This window comes from Streptomyces sp. NPDC001292, assembly GCF_042896465.1.
Taxonomy (GTDB): Bacteria; Actinomycetota; Actinomycetes; order Streptomycetales; family Streptomycetaceae; genus Streptomyces.
Map to the genome: position 1 here is coordinate 132,550 of NZ_JBIAXG010000003.1, position 14,693 is coordinate 147,242.

The window sequence follows — 14,693 nt, forward strand, 5'->3', positions numbered from 1 at the left end:
CCGGCCGCGGCGCCGGCCCGGCGGTTCTGCTCACTGCCCGGCCGGTCACTTCCCGTCGAGCAGGTCCCGCACCTTCGCCCGGACCTCGTCCGTGGCCAGGCCGCGGACAGTCAGCGTCGTACGCCGGCGCAGCACGTCGTCCGGCGTCTGGGCCCACTCGTGGTCCCGGGCCCAGACGACCTGCGCCCAGATCTCCGGGGCGTCCGGGTGGACCCGCTCGCCCAGCTCCGGGTTCTCATTGGCCAGCCGGGCGATGTCGAAGGCCAGCGAACCGTAGTGGGTGGCCAGGTGCTCGGCGGTGTCGGCGGCCATGCGCGGGCCGGGCGCCGGACGGTCCACAACGAGCCGGTGGGCGACGGCGCGCGGGTTGGCGATACCCGGCAGCGGCAGCTTCCTCGGCAGCGAGGAGATCGGCTCGAGGTCCTCGCCCAGCGGGGCGCCCGGAAGTGACTCCAGCTTCTTCAGCACCGTACGGCCGATGTGCCGGAAGGTGGTCCACTTGCCGCCCGCCACGGACAGCATGCCGCCCCTGCCCTCGGTCACCACCGTCTCGCGCTTGGCCTTGGCCGTGTCCCCGGGGCCGCCCGGCAGCACCCGCAGCCCGGCGAAGGCGTACGTGATCAGTTCGCGCTCGAGTTGCTGGTCGCGGACGGAGAACGCGGCCTCGTCGAGTATCTGGGCGATGTCCTTGTCGTTCACCGCGACGTCGGCCGGGTCGCCCTCGTACTCCTCGTCGGTGGTGCCGAGCAGCAGCATGTCCTCCCAGGGGAGGGCGAAGGTGATCCGGTACTTGTCGATCGGGGTGGCCAGCGCGGCCCTCCACGGGGAGGTGCGCTTCAGCACCAGGTGCGCGCCCTTGGACAGGCGGATGGACGGCGCCGCGTTCGGGTCCTCCATCCTGCGCAGGTGGTCGACCCACGGTCCGGTCGCGTTCAGCACCAGTCGGGCGTCCACCCCGAACTCCTCGCCGGACAGCCGGTCCCTCAGCTCGGCGCCGGTGACCCGGCCCCGGGTGAAGCGCAGGCCGGTCACCTCGGCGTGGTTGAGGACGACCGCGCCCGACTCGACGGCGGCGCGGACCGTCATCAGCGCCATGCGCGCGTCGTTCATCTGGTCGTCGCCGTAGACGGCCACGGCCTTGAGGTTCTCGGTGCGCAGCTCCGGCACGTCCTGCGCGGCCTTCGCCGGGCTGAGCAGGTGGCCGACGCCGTCGCCGAAGGCGGAGAGCGCGGAGTAGGCGAACACGCCCGCCCCGAGCTTCGCCGCGCCGTGCGGCCCGCCCTTGTACACGGGGAGGTAGAAGGTGAGCGGGTTCGCCAGATGGGGGGCCACCTGGCGGGAGACCGCACGGCGCTCGAAGTGGTTCTCCGCCACCAGCCTCACCGCGCCGGTCTGCAGGTAGCGCAGACCCCCGTGGAGCAGCTTGGAGGAGGCGGAGGAGGTGGCGCCGGCGAAGTCGCCGGCGTCGACCAGAGCCACCCTGAGACCGGACTGCGCGGCGTGCCAGGCGGTGGAGATGCCCAGGATGCCGCCGCCGATCACGAGGAGGTCGTAGGCCGCCTTCGAGAGCTGCTCCCGGGTCTCGGCACGGCTCGGGTTCGGGCCGAAGGCCGGAACCGTCCCCAGGGCGGGCACGGACTGCAGGGTGGACTGACTGGTCATCGCTTGTTCTTGCTCCTCGTCAGCTCTCGTCGTCGAGCCAGCCCATGGTCCGCTCGACGGCCTTGAGCCAGTTCTTGTACTCACGGTCGCGGGTGTCCGCGTCCATGCGGGGGGTCCATTCGGCGGCCCGGCGCCAGTTGGCGCGCAGGTCGTCGGTGCTGCTCCAGAAGCCGACGGCGAGACCGGCGGCGTAGGCGGCGCCGAGGCAGGTGGTCTCGGCGACCATCGGGCGCACCACGGGCGCGTCGAGGAAGTCCGAGAGCGTCTGCATCAGCAGGTTGTTGGAGGTCATGCCGCCGTCGACCTTCAGCGCCGTCAGCTCGACACCGGAGTCCTTGGTCATGGCGTCCGCGATCTCCCGCGTCTGCCAGGCGGTGGCCTCCAGGACGGCGCGCGCGAGGTGCGCCTTGGTCACGTACCGGGTCAGGCCGGCGATCACACCGCGGGCGTCGGAGCGCCAGTACGGGGCGAACAGGCCGGAGAAGGCCGGTACGAAGTAGGCGCCGCCGTTGTCCTCGACCGAGAGCGCGAGCGTCTCGATCTCGGCGGCGGTGGAGATCAGGCCCATCTGGTCGCGCATCCACTGCACCAGGGAGCCGGTGACGGCGATCGAGCCCTCCAGGGCGTAGACCGGCTTGTCGTCACCGATCCGGTAGCCGACGGTGGTCAGCAGCCCGCTGTAGGAGTTGATGATCTTGTCGCCGGTGTTCATCACCATGAAGGTGCCGGTGCCGTACGTCGACTTGGTCTCGCCCTCGGAGAAGCAGGTCTGGCCGAACAGGGCCGCCTGCTGGTCGCCGAGCGCGGAGGCGACCGGGATGCCGCCGAGCAGATCGCCCAGCTTGCCGCCCTTGATCTCGCCGTAGACCTCGGCGGAGGAGCGGATCTCGGGCAGGATCCGCGTCGGTACGCCGATCGACTCGGCGATCCTCGGGTCCCACTCCATGGTGTGCAGGTTCATCAGGAGGGTTCGGGAGGCGTTGGTGACGTCGGTGACGTGCTTGCCGCCGTCCGTGCCGCCGGTCAGGTTCCAGATGACCCAGGTGTCCATGGTGCCGAAGAGCAGGTCGCCCGCCTCGGCGCGCTCGCGCAGGCCCTCGACGTTGTCGAGCAGCCAGCGGGCCTTGGGGCCGGCGAAGTAGGAGGCGAGGGGGAGGCCGGTCTCGCGGCGGAAGCGGTCCTGGCCGACGTTGCGGCCCAGCTCCTTGCACAGGGCGTCGGTGCGGGTGTCCTGCCAGACGATGGCGTTGTGGACGGGCTCACCGGTGTTCCGGTCCCACAGCACGGTGGTCTCGCGCTGGTTGGTGATGCCGATGGCCTTGATGTCGTCGCGGGTGATGCCGGCCTTCGCGATGGCTCCGGCGACGACCTCCTGGACGTTGGTCCAGATCTCGGTGGCGTTGTGTTCGACCCAGCCCGGCTTGGGGAAGATCTGTTCGTGTTCCTTCTGGTCGACGGAGACGATCCGGCCGTCCCGGTCGAAGACGATGCAGCGGCTCGAGGTGGTGCCCTGGTCGATGGCGGCGATGAAGGGCCCTTGGCCATGGGATGCGAGGCCGGCGGTGTGGGCGACCGTCACTGTCTGCTCCTGGGGTCCGTGGTCGATGGGGCGGGGATTACGGCGTTCGGGGTGCGGCGCGGTGCGCTGCGCGCGAGGGCTCGAAGAGCGGTGCCCGTCAGGCGAAGGCGGCGTTGTAGATGCCCGCGCCGATGGCGCCGCCGATGAGCGGGCCGACCACCGGGATCCAGGCGTAGCCCCAGTCGGAGCCGCCCTTGTTGGGCAGCGGCAGCAGGGCGTGGACGATGCGGGGGCCGAGGTCACGGGCGGGGTTGATGGCGTAGCCCGTGGGGCCGCCGAGGGAGAGGCCGATGGAGACGACGACGAGTGCCGTGATCAGGCCGCCGAGGACGCCGAGGCCGTTGCCCTGGCCGTTCAGTCCCTGGGTGAGGACCGCGAGGATCAGCACGACGGTGCCGACGATCTCCGTGGCGAGGTTCTGCGCCGCGTGCCGGATCTCGGGACCGGTGGAGAAGATGCCGAGGACGGGTCCCGCGCCCTTCTCCTGGGCCTCGACCGCCTTGGCGGCGGTGGTCTGGGCGCCGGGGCCGCCGACGATCTCCCGGTCGGTGAGGTGGGCGTGGAACTGGCCGTAGTAGGCGACCCAGACCAGGGCCGCGCCGATCATGGCGCCGAGCATCTGGCCGCCGAGGTAGGTGGGAACGTCCGTCCAGTCGCTGTTCTTGATGGCCAGGGCGACCGTCACGGCCGGGTTGAGGTGGGCACCGGAGAGCGGGGCCGAGATGTACACGGCCGTCATCACGGCGAACCCCCACCCGAAGGCGATGGCGAGCCAGCCGGCGTTACGGGCCTTGGAGGCCTTCAGCGTCACTGCGGCACAGACCCCGCCGCCGAGCAGGATGAGTACGGCGGTACCGATGGTCTCGCCGATGAAGATGTCGGAGCTGGACACCCGCGACTCCTTTGTCCTTCGTCCAGAGGTAGCCGAACCCCGGGTCCCTCCGTCCGGGGGCTCGCGCCCTCGGGGGTGAGGGCGATGCCGGCCCTTGGCGTCGTCACACTCTAGCGCGTATTGCCGGAAGGTGTTCGACAATGCCGACCGTTGGACGGGAGTCTCGCTTCGCGTCACGCAGGCGTCAAGGGCCCGGTTACCGAAAGCGCGATCGTTACTGATCGCCGCGGGCCACCGGGGCCGGACACGGGCCGGCGGCCGGTCGTGGACGCACAGGCGGCCGGCCGCAAGGGCTTCGGCCTTCGCCGTGCGGGCATGGCGGCGGCTGTGCGGGCACCGGCCTTCGCCGAGCGGGCAGGGCGGTGGGCCCGAGGGCATGGCGGCCGGCCGCGCGGGCACCGGCCTTCGCCGTGCACGGGCACGGCGGCCGTCTGCAAAGGCGCGGCGGCGACCGGCCTTCGCCGAGCGGGCATGGCAGTGGGCCCGAGGGCACTGGCCTCCGCTGTGCCGGCCCGTCGGCCGATCGCGAGGGCACCAGCCTTCCGCCGAGTGGGCACGGCGGGGGCGCTGCTGCGCGGCACCGGCCTTGGCCGAGCGGGTATGGCGGCGGGCTGCGTGGGCATGGCGGCCGGGCGTGCGGGTATGGCGGCGGGCTGCGCGGGCATGGCGGCCGGCCGTGCGGGTACGGGTCTTGGCCGAGCGGGTATGGCGGCGGGCTGCGTGGGCATGGCGGCCGATCGCGCGGGTACGGGTCTTGGCCGAGCGGGTATGGCGGCGGGCTGCGCGGGCACGGCGGCCGATCGCGTGGGTACGGGCCTTGGCCGAGCGGGCATGGCGGCCGGGCGTGCGGGTATGGCGGCCGGCCGCGCGGGTATGGCGGCCGACCGTGCGGGCATGGCGGCCGGCCGTGCGGGCACCGGCCTCGGCCGAGTGGGCACGGCGAAGGCCGGTGCGTCCGGAGGCGTACGGCCTGGTCGCGTGGGAGGCGCGCAGCGGCCCGGCCGCCCGGTCCTACGGGAGGGGGCCGCCCGGCGGCCCCCTCGCCAGTCGCACGGGCCGCACGACAGCCGCCTCCCGGCTGTCGTGCGGTGGTCAGAACCGGCCGGCGCCCAGGTCCCGTGAGACCGCGCGGGCGCAGTCCCGCACCGCCGCGACGAGCTCGTGACGCAGTTCTCCGTCGCGGCACACCCGCTCCACGGCGCCGGTGATGCCGACCGCGCCGACCGGCATCCGACGCCGGTCGTGAATGGGCGCGGCGATGGAGGCGACACCCTCCCAGGTCTCCTCGACGTCGGCGGCGTAGCCCCGCGCGCGCGTGACGTCGAGGATGTGCTCGAAGTCGGCGATCCCGCACACGGTCCGGTCCGTGAACGCCTTGCGGTCGGCCTCGACCGCCTCGCTGTGCGCCACCGGGTCGTACGCCGCCAGCACCTTGCCCAGAGCCGTGCAGTGCAACGGCTGCATCGCCCCGATCTCCAGCACCTGCCGGCTGTCGTCCGGGCGGAAGACGTGGTGCACGATCAGCACGCCGTGCTGGTGGAGCACGCCCAGGTAGACGCTCTCCCCGCTGGACCGGGCCAGATCGTCCGTCCACACCAGGGCGCGTGCCCGCAGTTCGTGCACGTCGAGGTAGGTGGTGCCCAGGCGCAGCAGCTCTGCGCCCAGCTGGTACCGCCCGGAGGCCTCGTCCTGTTCGACGAAGCCCTCGTGCTGGAGGGTGCGCAGGATGCCGTGGGCGGTGCCCTTGGCGAGGCCCAGTGAGGAGGCGATGTCCGACAGGCCCAGCCGCCGCTCACCGCCCGCCAGCAACCGCAGCATCGCGGCCGCCCGTTCGAGCGACTGGATGTTCCGTGCCATCGCCGTCCTGCCTCCGTCCCCTTCGACCGCCGGCGGACGACTCTCGTCGTGGCGCCCGTTCGGCAATGCCGAACACTACCGGTCCGTGCCGATCCCTCGCCAATGGTCGGCCGGCACCGGTTGCGCGACCCGGCCGCCCGGGGTGTTCCGGGCGTCATCCTCGTCCGCTTGGTGGACGCAGCGACCGCCAGGGGCCGGTCCCGGCTACCCTGGCGGCGTGCGCCTCGCCCGGGCAGCGCTGTGCTCGCGTCCCGGGAAGGCACAAAGCCGACAGCCGTCGCACCCCAAGGGAGCCCCTTCATGGCCTCGTTGCCGCCGACCCCTTCCGCCGACAGCCGGACCCGTGTGTCCGCCCTGCGTGAGGCATTCGCCACCCGTGTGGTGGTCGCCGACGGAGCGATGGGCACCATGCTCCAGGCCCAGGAGCCCTCGCTGGACGACTTCCAGCAGCTGGAGGGCTGCAACGAGGTCCTGAACGTCACCCGCCCCGACATCGTCCGTTCCGTCCATTCCGCCTATTTCGAGGCCGGAGTGGACTGTGTGGGGACCAACACGTTCGGGGCCAACCTGACCGCCCTGGGCGAGTACGACATCGCCGAGCGGGTCGCCGAGCTGTCCGAGGCGGGCGCCCGTATCGCCCGCGAGACGGCGGACGCGTTCACCGCCGAGGACGGCCGCCCCCGCTGGGTGCTGGGCTCCATGGGCCCGGGTACGAAGCTGCCGACGCTGGGCCACACCACCTTCGCCGCCATCCGCGACGCCTACCGGCAGAACGCCGAGGGCCTGCTCGCCGGAGGCGCGGACGCGCTGCTGGTGGAGACCACCCAGGACCTGCTCCAGACCAAGGCCTCCGTCATCGCGGCCCGCCGCGCGATGGAGACCGCCGGGTACGAGGTCCCGCTGATCGTGTCGGTGACGGTGGAGACGACCGGCACCATGCTGCTGGGCTCGGAGATCGGTGCCGCGCTGACGGCGCTGGAGCCGTTGGGCGTCGACATGATCGGCCTGAACTGCGCGACCGGCCCCGCCGAGATGAGCGAGCACCTGCGCTACTTGTCCCGGCACGCGCGCATCCCGCTGTCGTGCATGCCGAACGCCGGCCTCCCGGTGCTCACCAAGGACGGCGCGCACTACCCGCTGACGGCGCCGGAGCTGGCCGACGCGCAGGCGCACTTCGTCCGCGACTACGGACTGTCCCTGGTGGGGGGCTGCTGCGGTACGACGCCGGAGCACCTGCGCCAGGTGGTCGAGCGGGTGCGGGACCTGTCTCCGGTGGAGCGCAGCCCGCGCCCGGAGCCGGGCGCCGCCTCCCTGTACCAGACCGTGCCGTTCCGCCAGGACACCTCCTACCTGGCGATCGGTGAGCGCACGAACGCCAACGGGTCGAAGAAGTTCCGTGAGGCCATGCTCGAGGGCCGCTGGGACGACTGCGTGGAGATGGCACGCGAGCAGATCCGCGAGGGTGCCCACATGCTGGATCTGTGCGTGGACTACGTCGGCCGGGACGGGGTCGCGGACATGCGCGAGCTGGCGGGCCGGTTCGCCACGGCCTCGACGCTGCCGATCGTGCTGGACTCCACCGAGGTGGACGTGATCCGGGCGGGGCTGGAGCAGCTGGGCGGCCGCGCGATGATCAACTCGGTGAACTACGAGGACGGCGACGGGCCCGAGTCGCGGTTCGCGCGGGTGACGGCCCTGGCGCGGGAGCACGGGGCGGCGCTGATCGCGCTGACCATCGACGAGGAGGGCCAGGCCCGTACCGCCGAGAAGAAGGTGGAGATCGCCGAGCGGCTCATCGCGGACCTGACGGGCAACTGGGGCATCCGTGAGGAGGACATCCTCGTCGACTGCCTGACCTTCACCATCTGCACAGGCCAGGAGGAGTCCCGGGGCGACGGTGTGGCCACCATCGAGGGCATCCGGGAGCTGAAACGGCGGCACCCGGAGGTGCAGACCACGCTGGGGCTGTCGAACATCTCCTTCGGTCTGAACCCGGCCGCTCGGATCCTGCTGAACAGCGTGTTCCTGGACGAGTGCGTCAAGGCGGGCCTGGACTCGGCGATCGTGCACGCGAGCAAGATCCTGCCGATCGCCCGCTTCGACGAGGAGCAGGTCACCACCGCGCTCGACCTGATCTACGACCGCCGCCGCGAGGGCTACGACCCGCTGCAGAAGCTCATGCGGCTGTTCGAGGGCGCCACGGCGAAGTCGCTGAAGGCCGGCAAGGCCGAGGAGCTGGCCGCGCTGCCGCTGGAGGAGCGGCTGAAGCGGCGGATCATCGACGGCGAGAAGAACGGCCTGGAGCAGGACCTGGACGAGGCCCTGCTGACGCGCAAGGCCCTGGACATCGTCAACGACACCCTGCTGGACGGCATGAAGGTGGTCGGTGAGCTGTTCGGCTCCGGGCAGATGCAGCTGCCGTTCGTGCTCCAGTCGGCCGAGGTGATGAAGGGCGCGGTCGCCCACCTGGAGCCGCACATGGAGAAGACCGACGAGGCGGGCAAGGGCACGATCGTGCTGGCGACCGTACGCGGTGATGTGCACGACATCGGCAAGAACCTCGTCGACATCATCCTGTCCAACAACGGCTACAACGTGGTCAACCTGGGCATCAAGCAGCCGGTCTCGGCGATCCTGGAGGCGGCCGAGGAGCACCGGGCCGATGTGATCGGCATGTCCGGGCTGCTGGTGAAGTCCACGGTGATCATGAAGGAGAACCTGGAGGAGCTGAACGCCCGTGGCCTGGCGACCGGCTACCCGGTCATCCTCGGCGGCGCCGCCCTGACCCGCGCCTACGTCGAGCAGGACCTGTACGAGCTGTACGACGGGGAGGTCCGCTACGCCCGTGACGCGTTCGAGGGGCTGCGCCTGATGGACGCCCTGATCGGGGTCAAGCGTGGTGTGCCAGGGGCGAAGCTGCCCGAACTCCGGCAGCGCCGGGTGCGGGCCGCCACCGCCCAGGTGGTCGAGGAGCAGCGGCCGGAGGAGGGGCACGTCCGCTCCGACGTGGCCACCGACAACCCGGTCCCCGAGCCGCCGTTCTGGGGCACCCGGGTGATCAAGGGCATCCAGCTCAAGGAGTACGCCTCCTGGCTGGACGAGGGCGCTCTGTTCAAGGGCCAGTGGGGGCTGAAGCAGGCCCGCACCGGCGCCGGGCCCACCTACGAGGAACTCGTCGAGACCGACGGCCGGCCCCGGCTGCGCGGCCTGCTGGAGAGGCTCCAGACGGACGGCCTGCTCGAGGCCGCGGTGGTCCACGGCTACTTCCCCTGCGTGTCCAAGGACGACGACCTGATCATCCTGGACGAGCGGGGCAACGAGCGCACCCGCTTCACCTTCCCCCGCCAGCGCCGCGGCCGCCGGCTGTGCCTGGCGGACTTCTTCCGCCCGGAGGAGTCGGGGGAGAGGGACGTGGTCGGCTTCCAGGTGGTCACCGTCGGCTCCAGGATCGGCGAGGAGACCGCGCGGCTGTTCGCCGCCGACTCCTACCGCGACTATCTGGAGCTGCACGGGCTGTCCGTGCAACTGGCCGAGGCACTCGCCGAGTACTGGCACGCCCGCGTGCGCGCCGAGTTGGGCTTCGCCGGTGAGGACCCGGCCGACATCGAGGACATGTTCGCCCTGAAGTACCGGGGCGCCCGTTTCTCCCTCGGTTACGGCGCCTGCCCCGACCTGGAGGACCGCGCCAAGATCGCCGACCTTCTCCGCCCCGAACGCATCGGCGTCCACCTCTCCGAGGAGTTCCAGCTCCACCCCGAGCAGTCCACCGACGCCATCGTCATCCACCACCCGGAAGCCAAGTACTTCAACGCCCGCTGACCCGGGTTTCCCCTTGCCGGCCGGGCGCTCCAGTGGCCCTGCGGGCCTGTGCGGAGGGCAGCGGACGGCGGACCGGTCGTCCGCGCGCGCAGCCTCGGTTCCGTCATGGGCTGGGCGGTTCGCGCGGGCGTTTCGGTTGTGGGCGTCGTAGAATTGTCGGTCCATCGCAGGCCGGTTCCCCGTGTGGGAACCGGCCTGATCGTCCCTCAAGGAGGTATGCGCGGATGACCAGCACGGTACCGGCGCTCGGAACCCGTACGGCCGAAGGCTCAGCCTTGCAGGCCGTACTCCTGGACATGGACGGAACCCTGGTGGACACCGAGGGCTTCTGGTGGGACGTCGAGGTGGAGGTTTTCGCAGCCCTCGGACACACGCTCGACGAGTCCTGGAGACATGTCGTCGTCGGCGGCCCCATGACCCGCAGCGCGGGCTTCCTCATCGAGGCCACCGGCGCCGCCGTCACCCTCGCCGAGGTCACCACCCTGCTCAACCAGGGCTTCGAGGCGCGCATCGACGGCGCGCTGCCCCTGATGCCGGGCGCCGCACGGCTGCTGGCCGAACTCTCCGAGCAGCGGATCCCCACCGCCCTGGTCTCCGCCTCCCACCGCCGCATCATCGACCGGGTCCTGACCTCGCTCGGCTCCCAGCACTTCGCCCTGTCCGTGGCCGGCGACGAGGTCTCGCGCACCAAGCCGTACCCCGACCCCTACCTGCTGGCCGCCGCGGGCCTGGGCGTGGACCCCACCCGGTGCGCCGTGATCGAGGACACCGCCACCGGAGTCGCCGCGGCGGAGGCCGCCGGCTGCAGGGTCGTCGCCGTCCCCTCGGTCGCCCCCATCCCCCCGGCCTTCCGACGGACCGTCGTCCCCACTCTCGAAGATGTGAACCTGCCGTTTCTGCGCGACCTGATGACAGAAATGCGCTAACCGTTCACCCAGCGTGCCAAGTCCCGCGGAAAAAGTATCGGATGTCCGAGCGAATTCAAAGCTCGCCTTATGGCTGAATTCCGGCACCTGCCCCCCTGCTTGCGCCTGTGACGTTCCCCACTCCCTGAGGGGTCGACAAGGGGTCCGGAGTGTGCCGCCCACCCCCTTGGGGATGCCGAGCGCGCGTCCTTGTGTCCCGTTTGGTGGAACGCTGCACGAATCCTTCCGGTGACGGGTTTCCGGTCCGTCCGCGCCCGGTTCCGCTGCGTGATGGCAACTCAACTCCGGTGGCCGCGAACGGTCCTGCGGGGGAGGACTAATCTCGTCGCGAGAACATCGACCCTTCCCCCGTGACCCGCCGCAACACCCTGCATGCCGGATACACGGACATGACAGCTCTGGAGAAACTCGAGCATGAACCGCAAGACTTTGGTGCTGCCGGCCGTGGTCGGTCTGCTCGCGCCGGTACTCGCCGCGTGCGGCGGTTCCGGCAGCGGCAGCAAGAGCGGCGACGCCATCGTCGTCGGCACCACGGACCGGTTCACCGCTTCGCAGGACGCCTCGGCGCCCATCGACCCGGCGTACGCCTACGACGTCGGCACCTGGAACATTCTGCGCCAGACCGTGCAGACCCTGATGGTCCAGCCCAAGGGCGACGGCGACCCCGTCCCCGAGGCCGCCGAGAAGTGCGGCTTCACGGACAGCGGCAACGAGCGCTACGCCTGCACCCTGCGTGAGGGCCTGAAGTTCGCCAGCGGTGAGCCCATCACCGCGGCCGACGTGAAGTTCTCCATCGACCGCGCCATCGCCATCAACGCCGACAGCGGTGTGTCCGGCCTGCTGTCCACCGTGGACACCGTGGAGACCCAGGGCGACCGCGAGGTCATCTTCCACCTCAACACGGCCGACGCCACCTTCCCGTACAAGCTGTCGACGCCCGTCGCGGGCATCGTCAACCCCAAGGACTACGAGAAGGACAAGCTCCGCGACGGCTTCGCCGTGGACGGGTCCGGTCCGTACACCATGAAGGCCAACGTCAAGAACGGCGAGATGGTCGACGCGGTCTTCACCAAGAACCCCAACTACGAGGGGACGTTGAAGCTCAACAACGACAAGGTGCAGATACGCTCCTTCCCGGACGCCGACGCCATGGGCGACGCGCTGGACAAGGGTGACATCGACGTCATGACCCGCACCATGTCGCCCGAGCAGATCCGTACGCTGTCGGCCGCCAAGGACAGCAAGGTCGGCATCGTCGAGGCGGCCGGCCTGGAGATCCGCTACCTGGCCTTCAACACCGATGCCCCGACGGTGAAGACCAAGGCCGTGCGTGAGGCCATGGCCCAGATCATCAACCGCAGCGAACTCGTCTCCGAGGTCTACGGCACCCAGGCCGAGCCGCTGTACTCGATGGTCCCGGCCACCATCACCGGTCACTCCAACTCCTTCTTCAACCGGTACGGCGACCCCAGCGTGGCCAAGGCCCGTTCGCTGCTGGAGAAGGCCGGTGTGACCACCCCGGTGAAGCTGACGCTGCACTACACGACGGACCACTACGGTCCGGCCACCAAGAAGGAGTTCGAGATCCTTCGGCAGCAGCTCAACGGCAGCGGCCTGTTCGACATCGACATCCAGGGCACCCCCTGGGACACCTTCCGCCCGGCGGAGAAGAAGGGCCAGTACGACGTCTACGGCATGGGCTGGTTCCCGGACTTCCCGGACGCCGACAACTACCTGGCGCCGTTCCTCGACAAGGGCAACACCCTCAACACGCCGTACGCCAACAGCGAGGTCCGCAACACCCTGATCCCGCAGTCCCGTCGCCAGGCCGACCGGCTGTCCGCGTCCGCCAGCCTGACGGACATTCAGGACATCGTCGCCAGCGACGTCCCGCTGATCCCGCTCTGGCAGGGCAAGCAGTACGTCGCCGCCCGCGACAACGTCACGGGCACCGCGTACGCCCTCAACTCCTCGGCGACGCTTCAGCTGTGGGAGCTCGGCCGCGGTGTGAGCGGCTGATCCGCGACCGCCCCTGCGACCAAGGGCGCCCCTCCCGGCCTTCCGGGAGGGGCGCCCTTCCTCGTGCGTTGGGTTGCGCTGCGGGGCCGCCGCTACTGCGCGCCGGGGCGCACCAGTCCGCTCTCGTACGCGTACACCGCGGCCTGCACGCGGTCGCGCAGCCCCAGCTTCGTCAGCACATGCCCGACATGCGTCTTGACCGTCGTCTCGCTGACGAACAGATCGGCGGCGATCTCCGCGTTGGACAACCCGCGCGCCACCAGCTTCAGCACCTCCACCTCACGGTCGGTGAGGGTGTGCAGCGTGTCCGGCACCGACTCCTCCCCGGAGGGCAGATGCGTGGCGTACTTGTCCAGCAGCCGGCGCGTGATGCTCGGCGCCAGCATCGCCTCGCCGGCCGCGACCACCCGGATCGCCTGCACCAGTTCGTCGGCGGGCGCGTCCTTGAGCAGGAAGCCGCTCGCGCCGGCGCGCAGCGCCTCCACCACGTACTCGTCGAGGTCGAAGGTGGTCAGCACCAGCACCTTCGCCGGACCGTTCCGCTCCGGGCCGGTGATCTGCCGGGTCGCCTCCACGCCGTCCATCCGCGGCATGCGGATGTCCATCAGCACCACGTCGGGCTGAAGGGCCCGCACCTGGTCCAGGGCCTGCAGACCGTCTCCGGCCTCGCCCACGACCGCGATGTCCTGCTCGGCCTCCAGGATCATCCGGAACCCGGTGCGCAGCAGCGGCTGGTCGTCGACCAGTAGGACGCGGATGGCCACGTGAGTCTCCTTCGCTAGTCCGGCCCCATTCTGCCCTGCGCCGCTGTGCCGGACTCCGCCGCCCTCACCGGCAGCGGGTAGGGCGGGGGAGTGCCGCCGAACTCGGGGCAGTGGGCCTGGTGGTCGCACCAGCCGCACAGCTTGGTGGGGCGCGGCCGCCAGTCACCGGTCTCGGTGGCCACCCGGATCGCCTCCCACAGCGCCAGCAGCTTGCGCTCCACCCGCTCCAGGTCGGCGAGGACCGGGTCGTACGTCAGCACGTCGCCGCTGCCCAGGTACACCAGTTGCAGCCGCCGCGGGAGGACCTTCTTCAGCCGCCACACCACCAGGGCGTAGAACTTCATCTGGAACAGCGCGCCCTCGGCGTACTCGGGGCGGGGTGCCTTGCCCGTCTTGTAGTCGACGATCCGCACCTCGCCCGTGGGCGCCACGTCCACGCGGTCGATGATCCCGCGCAGCGTCAGCCCCGAGTCCAGCTCCGCCTCGACGAACAGCTCCCGCTCGGCCGGCTCCAGCCGGGTCGGGTCCTCCAGCGTGAACCAGCGCTCCACCAGCCGCTCGGCCTCGGCCAGCCAGCGCGCCAGCCGCTCGCCGTCGGTGTCGTCGGCGAACAGCTCCACCAGCTCGGGCCGCGCCTCGCGCAGCCGCTGCCACTGGCCCGGGACCAGCGCCTTGGCACGCGGCGCGGTCCGCTCCACGGCGGGCGCGTCGAACAGCCGCTCCAGCACGGCGTGCACCAGCGTGCCCCTCGTCGCCGCCTCACTCGGCTTCTCCGGCAACCGGTCGATCACCCGGAACCGGTACAGCAGCGGACACTGCATGAAGTCCCCGGCCCGGGAAGGAGACAACGAACCGGGCGGCACGACAGCCCGGCCGGCGGCGGCCTCGCGCACATCCGCTCCACCACCTTCCGGACCGTCCACACCGCCCGCAGCCACAGGGCCCGCGTCGCCCCCGCCGGTCGTCGCGCCCTGCCCGACGGCCGTCTGCGTCGGGACCGTCGTCCGCCCCGCGTCCGGCGGCGTCGGCTCCGGTGCGGGCGGGGACAACTCGGCGGCCCGCGGCGCGCCGTGGCGTGACCCGGCCGGTACGACGGTGTTGTGCGGGGTGCCGGGCTCGCCCTCCGTGCTCGTCTCCATGCCCCAGACCCTACGGCCCGCCACTGACAGTGACCC

9 protein-coding genes are annotated in these 14,693 nt (G+C 71.1%); 3 read left to right on the forward strand and 6 right to left on the reverse strand.

What is annotated here, in order from left to right:
* Positions 1-45: 45 nt before the first annotated feature.
* The 4 genes from ACFY4A_RS05495 to ACFY4A_RS05510 form a co-directional block, all read right to left on the reverse strand.
* Positions 46-1,662 carry an FAD-dependent oxidoreductase gene (locus ACFY4A_RS05495; RefSeq protein ID WP_390828081.1) on the reverse strand — a complete coding sequence of 539 codons (1,617 nt, stop codon included), beginning with the start codon at positions 1,660-1,662 and terminating at the stop codon, positions 46-48.
* A gap of 19 nt (positions 1,663-1,681) precedes the next feature.
* Entirely contained in the window at positions 1,682-3,241 is a 1,560-nt protein-coding gene (gene glpK, locus ACFY4A_RS05500) for a glycerol kinase GlpK (RefSeq protein WP_390828082.1), read from the reverse strand.
* Between the two features lie 97 nt (positions 3,242-3,338).
* A complete protein-coding gene (locus tag ACFY4A_RS05505) occupies positions 3,339-4,133 on the reverse strand; it encodes an MIP/aquaporin family protein (protein WP_390828083.1) in 795 nt (264 codons plus the stop codon).
* Positions 4,134-5,225: 1,092 nt separating this feature from the next.
* Positions 5,226-5,990, reverse strand: coding sequence for an IclR family transcriptional regulator (locus tag ACFY4A_RS05510; protein WP_390828085.1), 765 nt, complete (start codon positions 5,988-5,990; stop codon positions 5,226-5,228).
* A 300-nt stretch (positions 5,991-6,290) separates the two neighbouring features.
* Here ACFY4A_RS05510 and metH point away from each other — a divergent pair, with 300 nt between their 5' ends.
* The 3 genes from metH to ACFY4A_RS05525 all read left to right on the forward strand — a co-directional run bounded on the left by metH (position 6,291) and on the right by ACFY4A_RS05525 (position 12,754).
* Positions 6,291-9,809 carry a methionine synthase gene (gene metH / locus ACFY4A_RS05515; RefSeq protein ID WP_390828086.1) on the forward strand — a complete coding sequence of 1,173 codons (3,519 nt, stop codon included), beginning with the start codon at positions 6,291-6,293 and terminating at the stop codon, positions 9,807-9,809.
* A gap of 224 nt (positions 9,810-10,033) precedes the next feature.
* Positions 10,034-10,735, forward strand: a complete 702-nt coding sequence (locus ACFY4A_RS05520) for an HAD family hydrolase (protein ID WP_390828087.1) — start codon at positions 10,034-10,036, stop codon at positions 10,733-10,735.
* 414 nt (positions 10,736-11,149) lie between these two features.
* Positions 11,150-12,754 (forward strand): ABC transporter substrate-binding protein, encoded by a 1,605-nt coding sequence (locus tag ACFY4A_RS05525; protein ID WP_390828088.1) that lies wholly within the window; start codon positions 11,150-11,152, stop codon positions 12,752-12,754.
* Positions 12,755-12,846: 92 nt separating this feature from the next.
* Here the strand turns inward: ACFY4A_RS05525 and ACFY4A_RS05530 are convergent, their stop codons facing one another.
* Positions 12,847-13,518: a response regulator gene (locus tag ACFY4A_RS05530; RefSeq protein ID WP_390828089.1), complete on the reverse strand. Its 672-nt coding sequence runs from the start codon at positions 13,516-13,518 to the stop codon at positions 12,847-12,849.
* A gap of 14 nt (positions 13,519-13,532) precedes the next feature.
* Positions 13,533-14,657 carry a RecB family exonuclease gene (locus ACFY4A_RS05535; RefSeq protein ID WP_390828090.1) on the reverse strand — a complete coding sequence of 375 codons (1,125 nt, stop codon included), beginning with the start codon at positions 14,655-14,657 and terminating at the stop codon, positions 13,533-13,535.
* Between the last annotated feature and the right edge of the window lie 36 nt (positions 14,658-14,693).

Excerpts from the sequence above, each read along its gene's own strand:
- ACFY4A_RS05495 (WP_390828081.1), bottom strand. The coding sequence starts at position 1,662 with ATGACCAGTCAGTCCACCCTGCAGTCCGTGCCCGCCCTGGGGACGGTT.
- ACFY4A_RS05510 (WP_390828085.1), bottom strand. The coding sequence starts at position 5,990 with ATGGCACGGAACATCCAGTCGCTCGAACGGGCGGCCGCGATGCTGCGG.
- metH (WP_390828086.1), top strand. The coding sequence starts at position 6,291 with ATGGCCTCGTTGCCGCCGACCCCTTCCGCCGACAGCCGGACCCGTGTG.
- ACFY4A_RS05520 (WP_390828087.1), top strand. The coding sequence starts at position 10,034 with ATGACCAGCACGGTACCGGCGCTCGGAACCCGTACGGCCGAAGGCTCA.
- ACFY4A_RS05525 (WP_390828088.1), top strand. The coding sequence starts at position 11,150 with ATGAACCGCAAGACTTTGGTGCTGCCGGCCGTGGTCGGTCTGCTCGCG.
- ACFY4A_RS05535 (WP_390828090.1), bottom strand. The coding sequence starts at position 14,657 with ATGGAGACGAGCACGGAGGGCGAGCCCGGCACCCCGCACAACACCGTC.